Source organism: Ferrovibrio sp., assembly GCF_046297595.1.
Lineage (GTDB): Bacteria > Pseudomonadota > Alphaproteobacteria > Ferrovibrionales > Ferrovibrionaceae > Ferrovibrio.
Map to the genome: position 1 here is coordinate 255,854 of NZ_JBKBHT010000002.1, position 20,710 is coordinate 276,563.

20 protein-coding genes are annotated in these 20,710 nt (G+C 64.6%); 15 read left to right on the forward strand and 5 right to left on the reverse strand.

Features of this window, described 5'->3' with window-relative positions; translation table 11 throughout:
- The 3 genes from ACK4FJ_RS06950 to ACK4FJ_RS06960 form a co-directional block, all read right to left on the reverse strand.
- Complete coding sequence (locus ACK4FJ_RS06950) at positions 1-489, reverse strand: DUF1003 domain-containing protein (RefSeq protein ID WP_409765124.1); 489 nt, start codon at positions 487-489, stop codon at positions 1-3.
- A 90-nt stretch (positions 490-579) separates the two neighbouring features.
- Positions 580-2,286: an adenylate/guanylate cyclase domain-containing protein gene (locus ACK4FJ_RS06955; protein ID WP_409765125.1), complete on the reverse strand. Its 1,707-nt coding sequence runs from the start codon at positions 2,284-2,286 to the stop codon at positions 580-582.
- 10 nt (positions 2,287-2,296) lie between these two features.
- Positions 2,297-2,968: a TetR/AcrR family transcriptional regulator gene (locus tag ACK4FJ_RS06960; RefSeq protein ID WP_409765126.1), complete on the reverse strand. Its 672-nt coding sequence runs from the start codon at positions 2,966-2,968 to the stop codon at positions 2,297-2,299.
- Between the two features lie 328 nt (positions 2,969-3,296).
- Here ACK4FJ_RS06960 and ACK4FJ_RS06965 point away from each other — a divergent pair, with 328 nt between their 5' ends.
- On the forward strand, positions 3,297-4,523 hold the full coding sequence (locus ACK4FJ_RS06965; protein WP_409765127.1) for a tetratricopeptide repeat protein: 1,227 nt from the start codon (positions 3,297-3,299) through the stop codon (positions 4,521-4,523).
- A 33-nt stretch (positions 4,524-4,556) separates the two neighbouring features.
- Here ACK4FJ_RS06965 and ACK4FJ_RS06970 read toward each other — a convergent pair whose 3' ends face one another.
- On the reverse strand, positions 4,557-5,060 hold the full coding sequence (locus ACK4FJ_RS06970) for a MarR family winged helix-turn-helix transcriptional regulator (protein ID WP_409765128.1): 504 nt from the start codon (positions 5,058-5,060) through the stop codon (positions 4,557-4,559).
- 174 nt (positions 5,061-5,234) lie between these two features.
- Between ACK4FJ_RS06970 and ACK4FJ_RS06975 the strand changes: the two genes are divergently transcribed.
- From ACK4FJ_RS06975 to ACK4FJ_RS07020, 10 genes are all read left to right on the forward strand, one after another.
- The gene (locus ACK4FJ_RS06975) at positions 5,235-6,173 is read left to right on the forward strand and encodes an alpha/beta fold hydrolase (RefSeq protein WP_409765129.1); all 939 of its coding nucleotides are present in this window, start codon (positions 5,235-5,237) and stop codon (positions 6,171-6,173) included.
- Between the two features lie 10 nt (positions 6,174-6,183).
- Positions 6,184-6,924 (forward strand): methyltransferase family protein, encoded by a 741-nt coding sequence (locus ACK4FJ_RS06980; protein ID WP_409765130.1) that lies wholly within the window; start codon positions 6,184-6,186, stop codon positions 6,922-6,924.
- 11 nt (positions 6,925-6,935) lie between these two features.
- Positions 6,936-7,784 carry an alpha/beta fold hydrolase gene (locus tag ACK4FJ_RS06985; RefSeq protein WP_409765131.1) on the forward strand — a complete coding sequence of 283 codons (849 nt, stop codon included), beginning with the start codon at positions 6,936-6,938 and terminating at the stop codon, positions 7,782-7,784.
- Positions 7,785-7,935: 151 nt separating this feature from the next.
- The gene (gene otsB, locus ACK4FJ_RS06990; protein ID WP_409765132.1) at positions 7,936-8,709 is read left to right on the forward strand and encodes a trehalose-phosphatase; all 774 of its coding nucleotides are present in this window, start codon (positions 7,936-7,938) and stop codon (positions 8,707-8,709) included.
- Positions 8,706-10,523: a glycoside hydrolase family 15 protein gene (locus tag ACK4FJ_RS06995; protein ID WP_409765133.1), complete on the forward strand. Its 1,818-nt coding sequence runs from the start codon at positions 8,706-8,708 to the stop codon at positions 10,521-10,523. Before otsB ends, ACK4FJ_RS06995 begins: the two co-directional genes overlap by 4 nt.
- Positions 10,508-11,875: an alpha,alpha-trehalose-phosphate synthase (UDP-forming) gene (otsA, locus tag ACK4FJ_RS07000; RefSeq protein ID WP_409765134.1), complete on the forward strand. Its 1,368-nt coding sequence runs from the start codon at positions 10,508-10,510 to the stop codon at positions 11,873-11,875. The genes ACK4FJ_RS06995 and otsA overlap by 16 nt, the downstream gene beginning before the upstream one ends.
- A 31-nt stretch (positions 11,876-11,906) precedes the next feature.
- Positions 11,907-12,767: a serine hydrolase domain-containing protein gene (locus tag ACK4FJ_RS07005; RefSeq protein ID WP_409765135.1), complete on the forward strand. Its 861-nt coding sequence runs from the start codon at positions 11,907-11,909 to the stop codon at positions 12,765-12,767.
- 52 nt (positions 12,768-12,819) lie between these two features.
- Positions 12,820-13,797 (forward strand): GNAT family N-acetyltransferase, encoded by a 978-nt coding sequence (locus ACK4FJ_RS07010; RefSeq protein WP_409765136.1) that lies wholly within the window; start codon positions 12,820-12,822, stop codon positions 13,795-13,797.
- The gene (locus ACK4FJ_RS07015) at positions 13,794-14,690 is read left to right on the forward strand and encodes a DMT family transporter (protein WP_409765137.1); all 897 of its coding nucleotides are present in this window, start codon (positions 13,794-13,796) and stop codon (positions 14,688-14,690) included. Before ACK4FJ_RS07010 ends, ACK4FJ_RS07015 begins: the two co-directional genes overlap by 4 nt.
- A 10-nt stretch (positions 14,691-14,700) precedes the next feature.
- Entirely contained in the window at positions 14,701-16,104 is a 1,404-nt protein-coding gene (locus ACK4FJ_RS07020; protein ID WP_409765138.1) for a multicopper oxidase family protein, read from the forward strand.
- A 21-nt stretch (positions 16,105-16,125) separates the two neighbouring features.
- Here ACK4FJ_RS07020 and ACK4FJ_RS07025 read toward each other — a convergent pair whose 3' ends face one another.
- On the reverse strand, positions 16,126-16,443 hold the full coding sequence (locus ACK4FJ_RS07025) for a DUF1476 domain-containing protein (RefSeq protein WP_409765139.1): 318 nt from the start codon (positions 16,441-16,443) through the stop codon (positions 16,126-16,128).
- A 233-nt stretch (positions 16,444-16,676) separates the two neighbouring features.
- Between ACK4FJ_RS07025 and purC the strand changes: the two genes are divergently transcribed.
- The 4 genes from purC to purL all read left to right on the forward strand — a co-directional run bounded on the left by purC (position 16,677) and on the right by purL (position 20,690).
- A complete protein-coding gene (gene purC, locus ACK4FJ_RS07030) occupies positions 16,677-17,441 on the forward strand; it encodes a phosphoribosylaminoimidazolesuccinocarboxamide synthase (RefSeq protein WP_300299832.1) in 765 nt (254 codons plus the stop codon).
- 97 nt (positions 17,442-17,538) lie between these two features.
- Positions 17,539-17,793: a phosphoribosylformylglycinamidine synthase subunit PurS gene (gene purS, locus ACK4FJ_RS07035; RefSeq protein ID WP_409765140.1), complete on the forward strand. Its 255-nt coding sequence runs from the start codon at positions 17,539-17,541 to the stop codon at positions 17,791-17,793.
- A 6-nt stretch (positions 17,794-17,799) separates the two neighbouring features.
- Entirely contained in the window at positions 17,800-18,495 is a 696-nt protein-coding gene (purQ, locus tag ACK4FJ_RS07040) for a phosphoribosylformylglycinamidine synthase subunit PurQ (protein ID WP_409765141.1), read from the forward strand.
- A gap of 38 nt (positions 18,496-18,533) precedes the next feature.
- Positions 18,534-20,690: a phosphoribosylformylglycinamidine synthase subunit PurL gene (gene purL, locus ACK4FJ_RS07045; RefSeq protein WP_409765525.1), complete on the forward strand. Its 2,157-nt coding sequence runs from the start codon at positions 18,534-18,536 to the stop codon at positions 20,688-20,690.
- Positions 20,691-20,710 lie beyond the last annotated feature (20 nt).

Consider the following 20,710-nt stretch of genomic DNA (forward strand, 5'->3'; position numbering starts at 1 on the left):
TCAGGCGCCCTTGCCGTCGATCTTATCCGCCAGGGCGTTCACGGCCCTGGTCAGCGCGAGGATTTCCTGTTCGCGCAGCAGATCGATCTTCTGGTGCAGCAATTCGATCTCCAGCTCTGCCTTCACATTCACCTGGTAATCATCCTCGGCATGGCGCCGGTCGATTTCCGACAGGCGGTTCTGGCTCATCATGATGATCGGCGCAGTATAGGCGGCCTGAAACGAGAGCAGCAGGTTCAGCAGGATGAAGGGGAACGGGTCCCAGGCATTTCCGCCAGTCATCGCGTTGCCGATGATCCAGGCGATGAGCAGTCCGGTCTGAATCAGGATGAAGCGCCAGGAGCCGACGGCGCGGGCCACGGTATCGGCGATGACCTGGCCTAGGCTGCGTTCCTCACCCGGCGGTGCATGCCGGTGGCTGGCACGACGGCGCCGCAGCTGGCGCAGCAGGGCGCGATCGCGGTCGGTCAGCGTGACGGTATTGGGCATGGCAGACTCCGAACTGGCGACGGTCGCGGTATTTTAACGGCAATCTAGCCGTCGGGTCAGCCGCCGGTATTGACGGAGGTCAAGCCGCGATCATTCCGCCGGCTGCAAGGCGAGGATCTTCTGCGCCACCAGCACGGCCAGTGGTTCGGACTTGCCGCGCAGATGCACGGTTTCCTGCTGCCAGGACAGGGCCGCCATCGCGGCCGGCCCGGCGCGTTCGGCCACCTCGGCCGAGATCACCAGTTCGGCGCCGAAATCCTTGGTGGCGCTTTCCAGCCGGCTGGCGGTGTTGACCGCATCGCCCACAGCCGTGAGGTGCATGGCGCTGCCATGGCCCATCTCGCCCACGATGGCGGGGCCGCAATGGATGCCAATGCCCAGTTTCAGCATCTGGTCCAGGTCCATCTTCAGTGCCTCGTTCAGCCGCTGCAGGCCGGACGCCATGCGCTGCGCTGCATCCAGCGCGCGACGGCAGCCTTCCTCGGGCCCTTCCTCAATGCCAAACAAGGCCATCACTCCATCGCCGATGAACTTGTCGAGCCGCCCGCCGGCGCCTTCCACCGCTTCGCCCATTGCCTTGAAATACTGGTTCAGCACGAACACCACATCGTAGGGCAGCTTGCTCTCCGACAGTTTGGTGAAGCCGCGCAGGTCTGCAAACAGGATGGCGATGCGCCGCTCGGCGCCCTGGGCATGGCTCGCGGTGCCATAGACTACTTTTGCCGGCACGCCGGCCGGCAGCAAAGGCGTGATCGAGATATCCGCCTCGGGCCGGATCTGGCAGGCCAGGCGCACGCCGGGCGGCGCCCCAATTCGTTCCAGCACACGCTGCTCGGCGGCGTCGGGCAACGGCAGCATCGCGAGGCCTTCGCCGCTCACCCGCACGCGGCAGGTGGAGCAACGACCCTGGCCGCCGCAGACGGCGGCATGGGGATAGCCGATGGCGCGGCTGGCCTCCAGCACGTTCAAGGCGCCGGACTGGCCGCGATAGCGCCGGCCATCGGGATATTGAATGGTGATGCTGCCGCGACGGCGCTGCAGCAGGGCCGAAAGGCCGCGGCCGATCAGGGCTGCCGCGAGCAGCACGATCATCACGCCATAGGCAAGCTCGATGGCGCGGAAGCCGAAATCCTGGCCGGCGGGTCCGGGCCAGTTCAGGCCGGCGCGGAAAGCGTCCAGCCATTCCTCGCGCTGCATCAACAGCATCACCGAGCGACCGCCCGACACGAACCCCAGGATGGCCAGCATCGGCAGCAGCAACGCGATGGCATAGAGGAAGGGCCAGGCCCGCTCGAAGGCGGGTTTCAGCCGAAGCCAGTAATAGACGCCGATGCAGCCATGGCCCCAGGCGATCAAAATCAGCAGATTCTGGCGCAGGCCGATCTGCGGTTCCTGCACGAACAGCACCATCAGCACATAGGCGTATGAATCGTTGAGGTCGAAGGCGGCATTCATCGCCCGCGTGCCGATCACGTGGTCCACCGCCAGCGGCGGCACCAGAAGGCCGAGGGAGATCTGTACCCAGCCCTGCCAGGGAATGCCGCGGTAATGGCCACGCCGCAGCCAGTTGTAGAGCGCGAGCATCGGATGCAGCAGCACGGCTCCGTAGAGCAGGATGCTGCCCGGCCAGCTGCGCCACAGCAGGTTGAAGAGTATCGAGCCGCCTTCCATGGCCGACAGCGAGATCACGCCCAGGGCATGGTTGGTCAGATGGGTGAGCAGGAAGGTGAACAGTACTAGGCCGGAGGCCAGTTTGGTCCGGCTGTAGATGTCCTCGAATCGACCGCCCCCTGCCATGGGCAGGAGCCTAGGCGGGCGTTGCGTCCGCGTCCAGCCGGGCCGGTTTCACACTCCCGCTATTTATATCGGCAGGTGCGAACAGCAGTTCCAGGTAGTTGCGGTAATGCCGGAACTGGGCTGCCACAGCCTTGGGGTCGCGTTGAACCTTCGAGAGGATATAGGCGCCCTCGGCCTGCACCAGGCTCATCTCGGCAAGGCTTTTCAGGTCGACCGGCAGGCGCGGACGGTAAAACTTCATCGCCTCTTCCAGTTTTCCCATGATGCGTGCAGTCCAATCGTCGAACACCCCACGCGTCACCGCCAGGGTGTTCTCGTCGAAAAGCTGCGACTCGTAGATGAACGAGGCGTAGAGGCAGCCGGGATAGGGCGCCGTCAGCTTGTCCAGCTCTTCCTCATACAGGCCCATGCAGATCAGCACCTGCTGCAGCGGATCGCGGCTCAAGCCTTCGGCCCGGTTCATGTTGGCGTCCAGCATCGCCAGATCGTGGGCGGCGTCGCGCTGCACCAGCGCAAGCGCCAGGTCGGCCTTGGTCTTGAAATGGTAGAAGAAGCTGCCCTTGGTGATGCCGGCGCGGGTGATCACTGCATCCACCGAGGTGGCGGCGAAACCGCTTTCCAGGATCAGCGCCTGGGCGGCATCCATGATCGCTGTGCGGGTCGCCGTGCCGTCGCGGGCCATTGGAACTCCTCTAAAACACTCAATATAAACCGTCCGGTCGGTTTCACAAGACGGTGAGTAACAACCCATTTTCCCATGTAAAACTGATAAAGCACCAATAAATTCAAATAAATGATTGATTCCCCCGGTTGCAGTCCGACAGGCCACATATACCTTGACGAATGGAAAAACTCTTATTTATACCGACTGGTCAGTTTGAAACACAGTCGGAGACGGACACGATGATGAAGGATACTCACGGCCAGGTCTGCAGCGGGGCCACGGCCGAGGCCCTGGGGGGGGCTATGAAGAGGCGCTGGCCCAGTTCAACTGCTATCGCGGCAACCCGGTGGAGGCGATCGAGACTGTGATCGCCCAGCAACCCGACTTCGCCATGGCCCATGCCATGCGCGCCCATCTCTATCTCAGCGGCACCGAGGCGGCCGGACTGGCTCCGGCGCGCGACAGCATCGGACTGGCGCGGCGGCATGCCCGCACCGAACGCGAAAAGCTGCATGTCGCCGCCGCCGAGGCGCTGGCCGATGGCCGCTTCGACGATGCCGGCGAACGCTTCGACGACATTCTGCTCGATCATCCGCGCGACCTACTGGCCCTGCAGATGGGGCATCTGTTCGATTTCTATCGCGGCCTGTCGCGCAACCTGCGCGACCGCGTGCTGCGTGTGCTGCCGGCCTGGGATGCCCGGCGCCCCGGCTGGCACGCGGTGCAGGGCATGCTGGCCTTCGGCCTGGAGGAAAGCGGCGATTATGCCCATGCCGAGGCTGCTGGCCGCGAGGCCTGCGCACTGGAGCCGCGCGATGCCTGGGCCCATCACGCCGTGGCCCATGTGATGGAAATGCAGGGTCGTGTTGAGGATGGCATCCGCTGGTCGCGCGACCGCATCCCGCACTGGGCCGAAGACAACATGATGGCCGTGCATAACTGGTGGCATCTCGCGCTGTTCCATCTGGACCGCGACGAGCATGACGAGGTTCTGGCGCTGTATGACCGCCATATCCGCGGCGGCCAGTCGACCGTTGTGCTCGACATGATCGATGCCTCGGCCATGCTGTGGCGGCTTTATCTGCGCGGCCTGGATGTCGGCATGAAACGCTGGGGTGAACTGGCCGAGGCCTGGTCGGGTTTGGTACAGGATGGCATCTACAGCTTCAACGACGCTCATGCGCTGATCAGTTTCATCGGCGCCGGCCGGCGCGACCTGATCGAGCAGCAGATGACCACGCTGCGGCGTGCTGCCGCCGACAAACGGGGCGACAATGCTGCCATGGCGGCACAGATCGGTCTGCCGCTGTCGCAGGCCCTGCTGTCCTTCCAGGGCGGGCATTATGCCGACACGGTGCAGCGTCTGCGGCCGTTGCGCTATATCGCCAGCCGTTTCGGCGGCAGCCATGCCCAGCGTGACCTGTTCGATCTCACCCTGATCGAGGCCGCCAAGCGCGATGGTGATCTTGGCCTCGTGCAGGCCCTGAGTGCGGAGCGGCTGTTCCTGAAGCCGGCCAGCCCTATCGCCCAACGTTATCGTATGCTGGCTGAAGCGGGCCGGGCGGCGGCGTGATCGTGCCGTGTAAATACCGGCTGAGGCCGCCGCCTATACCGTAAAGGCGGGCCGCACCTGGTCGGCGAGCGCGCGCATCACGGCTTTCCAGTGTTGCTCGGCTTCCGGCCCGGTCGCGGCAAAGGCCTTGGCAAAGGCCTGGTATTGCAGGTCCGTCAGCTTGCTTTCCAGCGCCGCGCCCTTGGGCGTCAGCGTCAGCAACGCGAGCCGGCGATTGGTCGGCGCCGCTTTCTGCGCGACATATCCCTGCGCGACCAGATCGCGCAGCGGCCTGTGCAGAGCCTGGCGGGAAACCGCCAGCATCTCGATCAGGCTGCCGATGGCAATGCCGGGTTGGCGCGCCACCACATAGAGGATGCGGTGGTGCGGCCGTCCGAAGCCCAGCTTGTCGAGTACGCGGCCCGGCCCGGCAACGCCGGCGCGGTAGCCCAGATAAAACAGCGAAATGGTCTCGTCCACCGATCCGCGCAGCGAATCGAGGATGTCCCGGCGCGGGACCGGAATGCGTGGAGCAGGAGATTTTTTGGCGGCCGTCATGGGCGGAGTCCAATCATCGGGCGGATGCGTCTGCGCAGCATACACCAATGATTCCAGAGGGCTAGCGGCCTGTTTTCGGTGTCAGGCCGACTAATATATCAATGCTATTGATATTAACAATAAGGTTGATATATTCGCCGCCGTTCAAAGGCGATCCCACCCATGCACCGCATCATGCTCATTCTGCTCTTCTGTCTGATCTCACTGTCTCTGGTCGGCGCCGCCGCCTGGTTCCTGGCGCCGGCAGCCCCGCTCCGCGACCTTGTCGTGGCGGTCGAACGCAAACGCGCCGGCCTGGCCGCGAAAACGATTCTTGTCCAGGGCCATACCATCGCTTACCTCGAGGGCGGCCCGACCACCGATGCCGCCCCGATCCTGCTGGTGCATGGCAGCAGCGGCGAAAAGGACAACTGGACCCGTATCGCGCGCTTCCTCACGCCTCGCCATCGCGTGATCGCCATCGATCTGCCAGGCTTCGGCGACAGTGCACGCTGGCCTGGCCATGATATTGGGTTGCAGGGGCAGGTTGCTGCCCTGGCGGCCATCGTCGATGCGCTCGGGCTGCGTAAGCTGCATCTCGGTGGCAATTCCATGGGCGCGCGCGTCATAGCGCTGTATGCCGCCGCGCATCCCGACCGTGTGCGCAGCCTCTGGCTGCCCGGCCCGAGTGGAATCCTGTCGGCCATGCCGAGCGACCTGCTGCGACACCTGCAGGCGGGTGGCGACAATCCGTTGTTCATCCGCAGCATGACGGATTATCCCGTGTATCTGAGCTGGCTGATGATGCATCCACCGTCCATTCCCGCGCCGGTCGGGCGCGCATTGGCCGAACGCGCACTCGGCAAGGCGGACTTCCATCGCAGCGTCTTCGACGCTTTTGCCCGCGAAACCGCGTCGCTGGAGCTCAGCGTCAGCGGCATGACGGTGCCGACCCGCATTGTCTGGGGCGAGCACGACCGCATCTGGCATGTCTCGGGCGCTGCATTGCTTGCCGATCATCTGACGCGGGCCTCGCTGCTGCTGCTGCCCTGCGGCCATTTGCCGATGATCGAGATGCCGGAAGCCGTCGCGACCGACTATCTCGCTTTCCTTTCGTCTCTGTCCACATCCTAGGAGTCCGACCATGCCCGGAATGTTGTTTGCCCTGTTTGCCTATCTCGGTTTTGGTATCGCCGCGCTGGCCCTGGCGCTGTTCATCGCCGCCCCGCTCAGTGCCGGTCTGGGATTGCCCATTCATGTCGACGCCTCGCTCTGGCCTGTATCGTCGCCGTGGCTCGCCGGCGCTATCGATCTCGGCCTGATCGTATTGTTCGGCCTGCAGCACAGCGTGATGGCGCGGCCCGGCTTCAAGCGGTGGATGTCGGCGACGGTGCCTTTGTATCTGCAACGCGCCGTCTATCTGGTGGCAACGTCAATCATGGTGGCGGTGCTGATCGCGTTTTGGCAGCCGCTGCCGGCCATGATCTGGCAGGTGCACGACAGTTTCGCCGCCATGCTGATCTGGATGCTCTATGGCTTCGGCTGGCTGCTGCTGGTCGCCGCCACCTTCATGATCGACCATTTCGAGCTCTTCGGCCTGTCGCAGCCTTTCCGCCAGTGGCGCGGCCTGCCGGTGCCGCAGGACGAATTCCGCACCTCCTGGCTTTATCGCTACATGCGACATCCGATCTATACCGGCTGGCTGGTGATCTTCTGGGCCACGCCGCAGATGTCGGTGGGCCATCTGCTCTTCGCCATTGGCATGAGCGCCTATATCGTGGTCGGCATCATCTATGAAGAACGCGATCTGATCGCAACCTTCGGCGGCCGTTATCGCGATTATCGCCACCGGGTTCCGGCGCTGATCCCCGGCCTGAAGATCTAGGAGTGGCTGCGATGCCGATGCTGGAAACGGCCATGGGCCGCCTGTCCTGGTTCGACAATGGTTGTGACGATGCCGATGCACCCCGCCTGATGCTGCTGCATTCCGGCGCGGCCTCGCACCGGCAATGGCGACCGCTGATCGCAGCGCTTGGTCCTGGCTGGCATATTGTCGCGCCCGATCTGATCGGCCATGGCGAAACGCCGATGCCCGATCATGGCAGGCCCACGCTGGAAGAGGAAATAGCCCTGCTGACCGCCTTGCTTGAGCGGATGGATGGCCCCATACATCTGGTCGGGCATTCCTATGGCGGCGCCATGGCACTGGAACTGGCGGGCCGCCAGCCGCACCGCATCGCCTCGCTGGCCATGTACGAGCCGGTGGCTTTCAGCCTGCTGCGCAACAGCGGCCAGCGCGATGCCTGGCGTGAAATCGCATCGGTGGCGCAGCGCCATATCGAACTGGTGGAAAGCGGCGATACGCGTACCGCCGCCATCGCGTTCCTCGATTACTGGGTCGGGCCCGGCGCCCTGCGGGCGATGCCCGAGCACATGCAGGCTTATGTCACGGGCTGCATGAATACGGTGGCGAGCGAATTCCGCGAGTTGCTGCAGGCACGCGAGAGCATTGTCGTCGATCCGAAATCCCTGGCCATGCCGGTGCTGCTGCTTTGCGGCAGCAAAACCACGCTGGCGGCGCGCGGCGTGATTGCCGAATTGTGTCGTCTGCTGCCGGCCGCGCGTCATGTAAATCTGGCCGGCGCGGCCCACATGGCGCCGGTCACGCAGCCGGACCGGGTCAATCCATATCTGATCGATTTCCTGCACACGGTCGCGGGGGTGATGGAGCCGCAGACGGCCTGATAACGCGCGGATGTTCTCCTGATGATCCGCTGCGTCCGTATCAAAGCGCGGAACCGGGGTTGTAATTCGGCGTTCGGCTCTTAAATATTCTCAGATATCCGAGAAATATTTTTCCATCACCCGGTTTTTCCGGGGGGGCGAGCCGTTGTTGATGACCAACTCTGTTTCCTCCGGTGGGGCTATGCCGGCCCTGCCGCCATTCCCGCGATCCGACTGGGCGCTGTTCCTCGATATCGACGGCACGCTGCTCGATATCGCCGATGCACCTGATCGCGTCGTGGTGCCGCCCGATCTGCGCGAGCATCTGCGCATTGCCGCCGACCGTCTCGATGGCGCGCTCGCCCTGGTATCGGGCCGCGCGCTGGACAGCGTCGATCAGCTCTTCGATCCCCTGCGGCTCGCAGCCTCGGGCCAACATGGCAGCGAATGGCGTCCTACGCCCCATGCGCAGGTCCGTCCTGTCGCCGGCCTGCCGCTGCCCGAAAGCCTGCATCACGGCATCGCCCGCTTGGCCGACCTGCATCCCGGCATCCTGGTCGAACGCAAGAGCCATGCGCTCGCCGTGCATTACCGCCATGCGCCCGAGCTGGGCCCGCAGCTCGGCGCCCGGCTGGCCGAAGCCCTGGAAGGCCATGCCGGCCTGATGCTGATGCCGGGCCGGCATGTCTGGGAGGTAAAGGATGCCACCCTGTCGAAAGGCTCGGCCGTGGAGCTGTTCCTGCGCGAACCGACCTTCGCCGGCCGCCGGCCGGTTTTCATCGGCGACGACCGCACGGATGAGGATGGTTTCCGCGCCGTGGAACGCGCGGGCGGCCTGGCGCTGCCGGTGGGCGGGCTCGCCCGCTCATGGCCGGAACGCCAAGGCTTTGCCGATGCACAGGCCGTGCGCGGCTGGCTTGCCGCTTTTGCGGAGCGCACGGCATGACGGACCGCAAAAAGCCGAACCAGAGTAATCTCGATCTAGGTACGATCGGCAATTGCGTGGTGGCAGCGCTGATCGATCGTACAGGCCGCATCGTATGGCATTGTGCGCCACGTCTGGATGGCGATCCGGTCTTCTGCGACCTGCTGCAGCCAAAACATGCCGATGAGGGCGTCTTCAGCATCGAGCTGCGCGACCTCAAACAGAGTGCGCAACACTATATCGACAACACCGCCGTCCTTGTCACCACGCTCAGCGACGACCAGGGCGGCAGTATCCGCATCACCGATTTCTGTCCGCGCTTCAAGCAGCATGACCGCATCTATCGCCCGGCCATGCTGATCCGCCGCATCGAGCCGCTGGGTGGCACGCCGGTGGTACGCATCCGCCTGCGCCCGCTTTTCGACCACGGCGCCACCCAGCCCAGCCGCACGCTCGGCAGCAACCATATCCGCTTCACCGCCCCAGGCGCCGCCCTGCGGCTCACCACCGACGCGCCGATTGCCTATATCGATACCGAAAGCGAATTCGTACTGACCGGACCGGTGACGCTGATCTTCGGTCCCGATGAAAGCTTCACGGCCTCGATCACCCACATGGCGCGCGAATTCCAGGAACGCACCATCGAATACTGGGTCGAATGGGCGCGCTACCTGTCGGTGCCGTTCGAATGGCAGGAAGCGGTGATCCGCGCCGGCATCACGCTGAAGCTCTGCGCGGCCGAGGAAACCGGCGGCATCCTGGCCGCGCTCACCACATCGGTGCCCGAGGCCGCCAATACGCCGCGCAATTGGGACTACCGGTTCTGCTGGCTGCGCGATGCCTATTTCACCGTGCAGGCGCTGAACCGTTTGGGCGCAACGAAGACGATGGAGGATTTCCTCCGCTACATCACCACCGTGGTGGCGCTCAACCCCGATGGCGAATTGCAGCCGGTCTATGCGCTCAATCCATCAAGCAGCATGGAGGAACGCAATGTTCCGGCCCTGCAGGGTTATCGCGGCATGGGGCCGGTGCGGATCGGCAATGCCGCTTTCGCCCAGCGCCAGAACGACACCTACGGCTCCATCGTGCTGGCGGTGGCGCAGATGTTCTTCGACCGCCGGCTGCCGCGCCGCGGCGATGTCGCCCTGTTCGAACAGCTCGAACGGCTGGGCGAAAAGGCGGCGGCGCTGGCGCTCACCCCCGATGCCGGGTTGTGGGAATTCCGCGGTCGCGCCCGGGTGCATACCCATTCGGCGGCCATGTGCTGGGCCGCCTGCCGCCGGCTGTCCAAGATCGCCGGCGCCCTGGGGCTGGCCGAACGGGCGACCTACTGGGCCGATCATGCCCAGGTTATCCGCAAGGCGATCATGGAGCATGCCTGGAACGCGGAACTGAACAGCTTCGTCGAGAGTTTTAACGGTGCCGACCTCGATGCGTCCCTGCTGCTGTTGCAGGAAATCGGTTTCGTCGCCGCCGACGACCCTCGCTTTCTCGGGACGCTGGACGCGATCAGCCGCCAACTGCGCCGTGGCAACCATCTGATGCGGTATGTGGCACCGGACGATTTCGGGTCGCCGCATAATGCCTTTTCGATCTGTACGTTCTGGTATGTCGATGCGCTGGCTGCCGTGGGACGACGGGATGAAGCGCGCGAGATTTTCGAAAGCCTGCTGGCTTCGCGCAATCACCTCGGCCTGCTGTCGGAAGACATCGATACCGCAACGGGTGAGCTATGGGGAAATTTCCCGCAGACTTATTCGATGGTTGGCTTGATCGTCTGCGCCATGCGGCTGTCAAAGACATGGGAGGAAGCGTTTTGGCGCGGCTCGTAGTGGTTTCCAACCGCGTGGCGATGCCACGCGAACGCCTCAGCCGCGCTGGCGGACTCGCTGTGGCTCTGCGCGAGGCCCTGCAGGCCCAGGGCGGCCTCTGGTTCGGCTGGAGCGGCGAGGTCAGCGAGCAGGCGGTCGCGGAACCGCGCCATGCGCGCCAGGGCCGCGTCGATTATGCCGTGCTGGATCTCACGCCCGACGAACATCGCCAGTTCTACCTCGACTTCGCCAATGCCACGCTCTGGCCGCTCTGCCATTACCGGCTCGGCCTGATCCATTTCAACCGTGCGAGCTGGGAAGGTTATCTGGCGGTTAATGCCCGCTTTGCCGAGGAACTGGTCCGTCTGCTGCGGCCGGACGACGTCGTCTGGATTCACGATTATCATTTCATTCCGCTGGCCGCCGAACTGCGCCGGCGCGGCGTGAAGAACCGCATCGGTTTTTTCCTGCACATTCCGTTCCCTGCACCTGAAGTCCTGGCCGCTTTGCCCGGCCATGAACGGCTGATGCGCGATCTCTGCGCCTACGACCTGATCGGATTCCAGACGGCGGGCGATGTGCGCGCATTGACCGAATACATCCTGCACGAAGCCCAGGGCAGCGTGGCTGAAGGCGGCCAGATTTCCGCCTATGGCCGCAAACTGCGCGTCGGCGCGTTTCCGATCGGCATCGATACCGCCGATTTCATGCGCATGGCGGCGGCCGGCGCCGGCAGCGTGGAGGCGCAACGCCTGAGCGAGAGCCTGGTCGGCCGCAGTCTGGTGATCGGTGTCGACCGGCTGGATTATTCCAAGGGTATCCCGCAGCGCTTCGAGGCGTTCCATCATCTGCTCGGTTCCTGGCCGCAGCATCGCGGCAAGGTCACCTTCATGCAGATTGCGCCCATTTCGCGCGGCGAAGTGGCGCAGTATCGCAAACTGCGCAACGAACTCGATGGTCTCACCGGACGGATCAACGGCAAATTCGCCGAATTCGACTGGGTGCCGGTGCGCTATCTCAACAAGGCCTTCTCGCGCGAAACCCTGGCTGGTTTTTACCGACATGCCAGGGTCGGCTTCGTCACTCCGCTGCGCGATGGCATGAATCTGGTTGCCAAGGAATATGTCGCCTCGCAGAATCCCGATGATCCCGGCGTACTGGTCCTGTCGCGTTTCGCCGGTGCGGCACGCGAGATGCAGGGTGCGCTGATCGTCAATCCCTACGATACCGAAGCACTGGCCGAGGCGCTGGACCGCGCGCTGACCATGCCGCTGGATGAGCGCCGCTCGCGCTGGGAGGCCATGATGGCCGTGCTGCGCGTCAACACCATCACCCACTGGCGCGAGACGTTCCTCAGTCAGCTCCAGGCCTGACGGGGGCATTCGGGGCAGCTATGCTGCCGGCATGGACATGTTTCTGACCTGCACGACGTCGGTCCCGACGGCATCGCCTGTTGTGCCATCGCCCGTCGTACCGTGGTGGAGTTTCGGCAAAACTGCGATTGCCGCCACTGCGCTCGTGTTGGTGCGCGATGGCCTGCTTCATCTCGACGATATTCAGCCTGACACGCCCTATACGCTGCGGCATCTGCTTCAGCACAGGTCCGGCCTGCCCGATTACGGCGGCCTGGCGGAGTATCACGCGGCGGTGGAGCGCGGCGAAGACCCCTGGCCCATATCCGACCTGCTGCAGCGCTGCGATGCCGGCCGGCTGCGCTATCCGCCCGGCGAGGACTGGGGTTACTCCAACATCGGCTACTGGCATCTGACGCAGATCGTGGCGCATGCCGCGGGGCAGCCCTTCGGGATGGTGCTGGAGCAACGGGTGCTCGCGCCGCTGGGCATAGCCGGGGTGCGGCTGGCGCAGGACCGGGCCGACCTAACCGGCCTGCCGGGCATCGTGGGCGGCTACCATCCCGGCTGGGTCTATCATGGCCTGCTGATCGGGCCGCTGGATGCAGCGACGCGGCTGCTGCACGGCCTGCTCACCGGAAACCTGCTGCCACCCGATTTGCTTGATGCCATGCGAAAGCCCCATTGGCTGGGCGGGCCGGTCACGGACCGGCCGTGGCTGGCGCCGGGTTATGGTCTCGGCCTGATGTGCGGCGAGGCCAGCGCCGGCCAGCATGTAGAGGGCCATAGCGGCGGCGGGCCGGGCAGCGTGGTGGCGGTTTATCATCGTCCGGCCGAGGGCGTCACGGCGGCCGGGTTTGCATCCGGCACCGACATGGCCGCGCTGGAGGCGGCGGTTTTCCGATATACTTGACTCAGTCAACTATTCTGCCGAGACTGGCGCGGCTATCTCCTGAGGAAACGCCATGGTCGGTCCCGCCCCCAAGCCGCAGCCCGCTCTGACACAGCAGCCCGTCCTGGCGCAGCAGGTCGAGCGGATGCGGCAGTTTAACCGCTTCTACACGCACAAGATCGGCGTGCTGGAAGACGGCAAGCTCTATGCCCCCTTCTCGCTGGCCGAGACCCGCGTGCTCTACGAACTGGCCCATCGCCAGCGTGTCACCGCCAGCGACCTGGTGCGCGACCTGGGCCTCGATGCCGGTTATCTCAGCCGCATGCTGGGCCGATTTACGAAACAGGGCCTGGTGACCCGCAAGCCGACGAAAGAGGACGCGCGCCAGAGCCTGCTGCAACTTACGGCGAAAGGCCGCCGGACCATGGCGCCGCTGGAAGTGGCCTCTCATCGTGTGCTGGAACCGCTGTTGGCCCGGTTGTCGCCGGCCGAGCGCATGCGACTCTCTGACGCCATGGGCACCATCGAAAGCCTGCTGGGCAGTACCCCGGCACAGGCGCCCGCGCAGAAACGGTCCTGGCGCCTGCGTGGATTGCAGCCGGGCGATCTCGGCTGGGTGATCCAGGCCCATGGTCGGCTCTATGCGCAGGAATATGGCTGGGACCGCAGCTTCGAGGATATGGCGGCGGAAATCGCCGTCGGCATCATGAAGACTTTCGATCCGGCCTGCGAACGCATCTGGATCGCCGAGCTGGACGGCGAGCCGGTCGGCTCGGTGTTCCTGGTGAAGAAAAACAAAACGGTCGCCAAGCTGCGGCTGTTGATCATTGATCCGAAGGCGCGCGGCCTGGGCGTCGGCAAGGCGCTGGTGGCGGAATGCATCCGCTTCGCCCGCAAGGCGGGCTACAAGAAGATCACGCTATGGACCAACAGCATCCTCACCGCGGCGCGCGGCATCTATGAAAAGGCCGGCTTCAGGCTGGTTGCCAGCGAAAAGCATCGCAGCTTCGGTGTGGACCTGATCGGCGAGACCTGGGACCTCAAACTGTGAAGCCTCACTGGCCCATCCTGGCGGCCGCCAGCGTCGGCATCCAGGTCGGCGCCGCCATGGTGGCCACGCGCTTCGTGGTGGCCGAAAGCGGCCCGGCCACGCTGGCGATGTTTCGTTATGCCATCGGCGCGCTCTGCCTGTTGCCGGTCCTGTGGTGGCAGAGGCAGCCGATGCGCTTCGCCCGGCGTGATATCCTGCCCATCGCCGGACTGGGCATCATTCAGTTCGGGTTGCTCATCGCGTTGCTGAATTTCGGCCTGTCGCTGATTCCGGCGGCGCGTGCCGCCCTGCTATTCGCCAGTTTTCCGCTGCTCACCATGATCGTTGCGGCGCTACTCGGGCGCGAACGGCTGACGCTGAACAAAAGCATCGGCGTGCTGCTCACCATGCTGGGCGTGGCGCTGGCGCTGGGGGAGAAGCTGTTCGATCCCGCTTCCGGCCCAAGTCCCGGTTCCGGTCTGCTCGGCGAGGCTGCCGTCTTGCTGGCCGCGCTTTGCGGCGCCGTCTGCTCGGTGCTCTACCGGCCCTATCTGCAGCGTTATCCCACATTGCCCATCGGCGCCTTCGCCATGCTGGCCAGCGTGGGCTTCCTGCTGCTGCTCAGCATCCCCGAGGGCCTGTTCGCGGGCTGGAATGGCTACAGCATGCAGGGTTGGGCGGCCGTGCTATTCATCGGCGTCTCCAGCGGCCTCTTCTATGCCGTCTGGCTCTGGGCCCTGCGCCATGCCTCGCCCACGCGGGTGACGATCTTCTTGGGCTTAAGCCCGGTGACGGCCGGCCTGTTCGGTGCGCTGGTTCTGGCCGAACCGCTCACGCTGCCGTTACTGGCCGGACTGGTCGTTCTACTGCTTGGCCTGTGGCTCGCCCATCGTCCGGAACGCGCGGCGTGCTAGATTGCACGTTGTGAACGTCACCCGCCGCACATTCCTGTCCGCTTCTGCCGCCGCGATGATCGGCAGTATCCTCCTGCCGCGGAACGCGCAGGCCGCCGGTTATGGTCTGACCGCCGCGCCCGTCACTCTGCCTGTTGTGCCGGGACAGCCGGGCACGATGCTCTGGGGCTATAATGGCAGTTTTCCCGGGCCGCTGTTGCGCGTAAGGCAGGGCGAGCGTCTGCGTGTCGCCTTGCAGAACAACCTGCCGCAGGACACCACGATCCACTGGCACGGCATCCGCCTGCCACATGCAATGGACGGCGTGCCCGGCCTGACCCAGCTGCCGGTGCAGCCGGGTGAAAGTTTTGTCTACGAATTCGACTGCGCCGATGCCGGCACCTTCTGGTATCACCCCCATGCCGGCAATCCCGAACAGGTCGGCCGCGGCCTGTATGGGCTGCTGATCGTCGATGAACCCGATCCACCGGCGGTGGACCGCGATGTCGCCTGGGTCCTGAGCGATCTGCGTCTTGACCGCGGCGCGCAGATCACCGGTGACTTCCGCAATTACATGGATGTCACCCATGCCGGCCGGCTCGGCAACACCGCGCTGATCAATGGCCGACTGGCCCAGCCCTATGCCGTCACGGCCGGCGAACGCCTGCGTCTGCGTCTGGTCAACACCGCCAATGCGCGCATTTTCGACCTGCGTTTCACCGACCATGCCCCCTGGCTGGTGGCGCTGGACGGGCATCCGCTCGATGCGCCGCAAAGGCTCCGCTCCAATGACCGTGTCGCGCTGGGCCCCGGCATGCGCGCCGACCTCATCCTCGACCTGACCGGCGAACCCGGCCGGCGCTATCCCGTGCTCGACCGCGATTTTCAGGGCCGCGAGCATCGCCTGACCGACCTGGCCTATGGCGAGACGCCGATGGCCGGTGCTGCTGGCCGCGCCCCCCGGCTGGCAGCCAATCCCGTCGCCGAACCCGATCTTGCCAGGGCCGAACGCCTGCCGTTGGTGCTCGGTGGCGGCATGGGGGTGCCCTATGCCCTGCGTGTCGATGGCGGGCCGGTGCTCGACATGCGCGAAGCCTTCCAGAAGCACCGCATGGCCTGGAGCCTCAACGGCCAGGCCATGACGGATCACGCCGGCCATCACGGCCACGAGCCGCTTTTCCGGCTAAAGCTAGGAAAAAGTTATATTCTCGATGTCAGCAACGATACGTCCAGGCCGCATCCTCTGCATCTGCACGGCCATGTCTTCCGGGTGCTGAACCAGCCCGGCCGGCCTTGGCGCGACACCGTGCTGCTGCAGCCCGGCGAGACCGCACAACTGGCCCTGTTGGCCGACAACCCGGGCGAATGGATGCTCCATTGCCACATCCTGGAGCATCAGGCCGCCGGGATGATGGCGACCGTTCAGGTCGGCTGAATTTTTATCGGAAAACCGGTATTAACCGGCGACCTGCTTCTTGGCGACTTCCAGCAGCTCAGCCAGCTTGGCATGCAGGCGGTGGTCGGAAATCTCGATATTCTTGGCCTTCAGGTCGCCCTGCACCTTGCGGATCACGTCGGCGTCGCCGGCTTCCTCGAAATCGGCCGCCACCACTTCCTTGGCATAGGCCTCGGCCTTGTCGCCGGTCAAGCCGATCTGCTCGGCTACCCACAGGCCCAGCAGCTTGTTGCGCCGCGCAGTCGCCTTGAAAGCGAGCTCCTCGTCATGGGCATGCTTCTTCTCGAAGGCGTCCTTGCGGTCGTCGAAGGTGGTCATCCGGGCCTCGTTATCATGCGGTCTGGCGTGCCCGTTATATAGGAGAGCGGGAGGGCGTGCCGCAAGGGTCGGCGGCTGCGGCATTTTGCGGCGGAAAACCGCCTTTCCGCTCCAGCCAGCGGATGGAATTTCCGGCGCTATTCTGCCGCCGGCCGATTGCGGCAGCGATCCCCTTGCGCTATTCAAGGGCCGAGCAAATTCCCCCGCTTCCCCCAACAGATCACGGGTGTGCCATGACGCGCCGCAGACAGGTCTATGAGGGCAAGGCGAAGGTCCTGTTCGAAGGGCCGGAGCCGGGCACTCTGGTACAGTATTTCAAGGACGACGCGACCGCGTTCAACAACAAGAAAAAGGGCACCATCACCGGCAAGGGGGTGCTCAACAACCGCATCTCCGAATACCTGATGACGCGCTTGGGCGAGGTCGGCATCCCGACCCATTTCGTGCGCCGCCTGAACATGCGCGAGCAGCTGATCAAGGAAGTCGAGATCATCCCGCTCGAGACCGTGGTGCGCAATGTCGCCGCCGGTTCGCTGGCGACCCGGCTTGGTGTTGCCGAAGGCACCACGCTGCCGCGCTCCATCGTCGAGTTCTATTACAAGAACGACGAACTGGGCGATCCGCTGGTCTCGGAAGAACATATCACCTGCTTCGGCTGGGCCACGCCGCAGGAAATCGACGAGATCATGCATCTCGCGCTGCGCATCAACGACTTCCTGTCGGGCCTGTTCCTCGGCATCGGCATCCGTCTGGTCGATTTCAAGCTGGAATTCGGCCGCTGGTGGCAGAATGACGAGATGCGCATCATCCTGGCCGACGAGATCAGCCCGGATTCGGCGCGCCTGTGGGACCTGAAGACCAACGAGAAGATGGACAAGGACCGCTTCCGCCGCGATCTCGGCAATGTCGCCGAGGCCTACCAGGAAGTGGCGCGGCGCCTGGGTATCCTGCCCGAAGGCGGCCCGCGCGACATCAAGGGTCCGGACACGATGCAGTAAGAGGCGCGATACAGGCGCCGTGAGAATACCGCGGCGGCCCTGCTAGAGGCCGCCGCAGCTTTTTGAGCCGCAGTTTTTGAGAAGGACACAGAATTCCATGAAAGCCCGCGTCCATGTCAGCCTGAAGAACGGCGTGCTCGATCCCCAGGGCAAGGCGATTGGCCAGGCACTGCACAGCCTTGGCTTCGCCGATGTCGCCGAGGTGCGACAGGGCAAGCTGATCGAACTCGAACTGACCGGCGCGCTGGCCGCCAAGCCGAAGGCCGAAATCGAAGCGGCGGTGAAGGACATGGCGCAGAAGCTGCTGGCCAATACGGTGATCGAGAATTACTCGGTCGAACTGCTGGGTTGACGCCAGATGAAAGCCGCCCTGATCACCTTCCCCGGTTCCAACCGCGAGCGCGACATGCGTCTGGCGCTGACCAAGGTCAATGGCGGCAAGCCGCCGGTTGACGTGTGGCATGGCGACAGCGTTCTGCCCGAAGGCATCGACCTGATCGTGCTGCCTGGCGGTTTTTCCTATGGCGACTACCTGCGCTGCGGCGCCATGGCGGCGCATTCGCCGATCATGCGCGAGGTGAAGAAACGTGCCGAAGCCGGCGTGCGCGTGCTGGCGGTGTGCAACGGTTTCCAGATCGCCTGCGAGGCCGGCCTGCTGCCCGGCACGCTGATGACCAATGCCAGCCTGAAATTCATCTGCAAGGACGTGAACCTGCGGGTCGAGACCACGGCCAGCGAGTTCACTAAAAAGTACCGCAAGGGCCAGACCATCCGCGTGCCGGTGGCCCATCACGACGGCAACTACACGCTGGGCGCCGATGACGTGAAGCGGCTGGAAGACAACGACCAGATCGCCTTCCGCTATGCCGATCCGCTCGGCACCGTTTCGCCGGAAACCAATCTCAATGGATCGGTCGGCAACATTGCCGGCATCTACAACGCCAAGAAGACCGTGCTGGGCCTGATGCCGCATCCGGAAGACGCCACCGACCCCGTCTGCGGCGGCTTGGATGGCATGGGCCTGTTCGAGAGCATCGCGGAGAGCCTGTCGTGAGTGACGTTAAGAAGGCCGTGCAGTATCCCAACGACCTGATGGGCCTGACGCGCGACGAATACGACCGCGTGCTGGAGATCATGGGCCGCGAGCCCAACCAGGTGGAACTCGGCATCTTCTCGGTGATGTGGTCGGAGCATTGCTCCTACAAGTCGTCGAAGAAGTGGCTCAAGACCCTGCCGACGAAAGCGCCCTGGGTGATCCAGGGCCCGGGCGAGAATGCCGGCGTGATCGATATCGGCGACGGGCTGGCCGCCATCTTCAAGATGGAAAGCCACAACCATCCGTCCTTCATCGAGCCCTACCAGGGCGCGGCCACCGGCGTGGGCGGCATCCTGCGCGACGTCTTCACCATGGGCGCGCGCCCGATCGCCAATCTCAATGCTTTGCGTTTCGGTGCGCCGGACCATCCCAAGACCCGCCATCTGGTGTCGGGCGTGGTGCACGGCATCGGCGGCTACGGCAACTGCGTCGGCGTGCCCACCGTGGCCGGCGAGGTGAATTTCCACCCCAGCTACAACGGCAACATCCTGGTCAACGCCATGACCGTGGGTCTGGCCAAAACCGACAAGATTTTCTATTCGGCCGCCGCCGGCCTGGGCAATCCCGTCGTCTATGTCGGTTCCAAGACCGGGCGCGATGGCATCCACGGCGCCTCGATGGCCTCGGCCGAATTCACCGACGACAGTGAAGAGAAGCGCCCTACAGTACAAGTCGGCGATCCCTTCACCGAAAAGCTGCTGATCGAGGCCTGCCTCGAGCTGATGAACACCGACACCATCGTCGCGATCCAGGATATGGGCGCGGCCGGCCTGACCTCGTCGTCCTTCGAGATGGCCTCGAAGGGCGGCATGGGCATCGAGATCGACCTCGACAAGGTGCCCGCGCGCGAAACCGGCATGACGCCGTTCGAATTCATGCTCTCCGAAAGCCAGGAGCGCATGCTGATCATCCTCAAGCCGGGCAGCGAACCCCAGGCCGAGGCGATCTTCAGAAAGTGGGAACTCGACTTCGCCGTGATCGGGCATCTGACCGATACCGGCCGCATGGTGCTGCGCTTCCACGGCGAGCAGGTCGGCGACCTGCCCATCGATCCGCTGGCCCAGGCCTCGCCTGAATACGACAGGCCATGGGTAAAGACCCCGCCGCAGAAGCCGCTGGGCCGCGTCAACCATCCGCTGCCATTCGTGGAAGCCCTGGGCAAGCTGATCGGCGCGCCCGACATGTGCTCGCGCCGCTGGATCTGGGAGCAGTACGATTATCTCGTGCGCGGCGATACGGCGCAGATTCCTGGCGGCGATGCCGCTGTCGTGCGCGTGGAGGATCATCCGAAAAAGGCGCTGGCGATGAGCGTGGACTGCACGCCGCGCTACTGCTTCGCCGATCCGGTCGAGGGTGGCAAGCAGGCGGTGGCCGAAACCTGGCGCAACATCACCGCCGTCGGCGCGCGGCCGCTGGCCATCACCGACAACATGAATTTCGGCAACCCCGAGCGGCCCGAGATCATGGGGCAGTTCGTCGGCGCCGTGGATGGCATCCGCGAGGCCTGCCTGGCGCTGGATTATCCGGTCGTCTCGGGCAACGTCTCGCTCTACAACGAAACCAACGGCAAGGGCATCCTGCCGACGCCGGCCATCGGTGGCGTCGGCGTGCTCGACGACGTGGCGCAGATGGCGACGCTGGCCTTCAAGCTGCCGGGAGAAGCCATTTTGCTGGTGGGCAACACCCACGGCCATCTCGGCCAGTCGGTTTACCTGCGCGACATCTGCGGCCAGGAAGCCGGCCCGCCGCCTTCGGTGGACCTGCAGGCCGAAAAGAAAAACGGCGATGCCGTTCGCATGCTGATCACCAAGGGCATGGTTTCGGCCGTGCATGACTGCTCCGATGGCGGCCTGGCCGTGGCTCTGGCCGAAATGGCCATGGCGTCCGGGATCGGCGCCGCAGTGACGCTGCCCGAGGGCGATGCCTTCGAGATGGGTTTCGGCGAGGACCAGGCCCGCTACGTGGTCACCTGCCCGGCGGCACAGGCGGAAGCCGTGATCGCCGCCCTGGAGGCCGCCGGCGTGCCGGTGCGCAAGCTCGGTCTGACCGGCGGGGATGCGTTGACCTTTGCCGGGCTCGGTACCATATCGGTCCAGGCGCTGAAAACCGCCCATGAGGGCTGGATGCCGCGCTATATGGCCGGCGAACTGTAAAGAAACCGGGGATTCTGACG

What these genes read in the sequence shown, in the direction of transcription:
- ACK4FJ_RS06950 (WP_409765124.1), bottom strand. Translation starts at nt 489, where the DNA reads ATGCCCAATACCGTCACGCTGACCGACCGCGATCGCGCCCTGCTGCGC.
- ACK4FJ_RS06955 (WP_409765125.1), bottom strand. Translation starts at nt 2,286, where the DNA reads ATGGCAGGGGGCGGTCGATTCGAGGACATCTACAGCCGGACCAAACTG.
- ACK4FJ_RS06960 (WP_409765126.1), bottom strand. Translation starts at nt 2,968, where the DNA reads ATGGCCCGCGACGGCACGGCGACCCGCACAGCGATCATGGATGCCGCC.
- ACK4FJ_RS06970 (WP_409765128.1), bottom strand. Translation starts at nt 5,060, where the DNA reads ATGACGGCCGCCAAAAAATCTCCTGCTCCACGCATTCCGGTCCCGCGC.
- ACK4FJ_RS06975 (WP_409765129.1), top strand. Translation starts at nt 5,235, where the DNA reads ATGCTCATTCTGCTCTTCTGTCTGATCTCACTGTCTCTGGTCGGCGCC.
- ACK4FJ_RS06980 (WP_409765130.1), top strand. Translation starts at nt 6,184, where the DNA reads ATGCCCGGAATGTTGTTTGCCCTGTTTGCCTATCTCGGTTTTGGTATC.
- ACK4FJ_RS06985 (WP_409765131.1), top strand. Translation starts at nt 6,936, where the DNA reads ATGCCGATGCTGGAAACGGCCATGGGCCGCCTGTCCTGGTTCGACAAT.
- otsB (WP_409765132.1), top strand. Translation starts at nt 7,936, where the DNA reads ATGACCAACTCTGTTTCCTCCGGTGGGGCTATGCCGGCCCTGCCGCCA.
- ACK4FJ_RS06995 (WP_409765133.1), top strand. Translation starts at nt 8,706, where the DNA reads ATGACGGACCGCAAAAAGCCGAACCAGAGTAATCTCGATCTAGGTACG.
- ACK4FJ_RS07005 (WP_409765135.1), top strand. Translation starts at nt 11,907, where the DNA reads ATGGACATGTTTCTGACCTGCACGACGTCGGTCCCGACGGCATCGCCT.
- ACK4FJ_RS07010 (WP_409765136.1), top strand. Translation starts at nt 12,820, where the DNA reads ATGGTCGGTCCCGCCCCCAAGCCGCAGCCCGCTCTGACACAGCAGCCC.
- ACK4FJ_RS07025 (WP_409765139.1), bottom strand. Translation starts at nt 16,443, where the DNA reads ATGACCACCTTCGACGACCGCAAGGACGCCTTCGAGAAGAAGCATGCC.
- purC (WP_300299832.1), top strand. Translation starts at nt 16,677, where the DNA reads ATGACGCGCCGCAGACAGGTCTATGAGGGCAAGGCGAAGGTCCTGTTC.
- purS (WP_409765140.1), top strand. Translation starts at nt 17,539, where the DNA reads ATGAAAGCCCGCGTCCATGTCAGCCTGAAGAACGGCGTGCTCGATCCC.
- purQ (WP_409765141.1), top strand. Translation starts at nt 17,800, where the DNA reads ATGAAAGCCGCCCTGATCACCTTCCCCGGTTCCAACCGCGAGCGCGAC.
- purL (WP_409765525.1), top strand. Translation starts at nt 18,534, where the DNA reads ATGGGCCTGACGCGCGACGAATACGACCGCGTGCTGGAGATCATGGGC.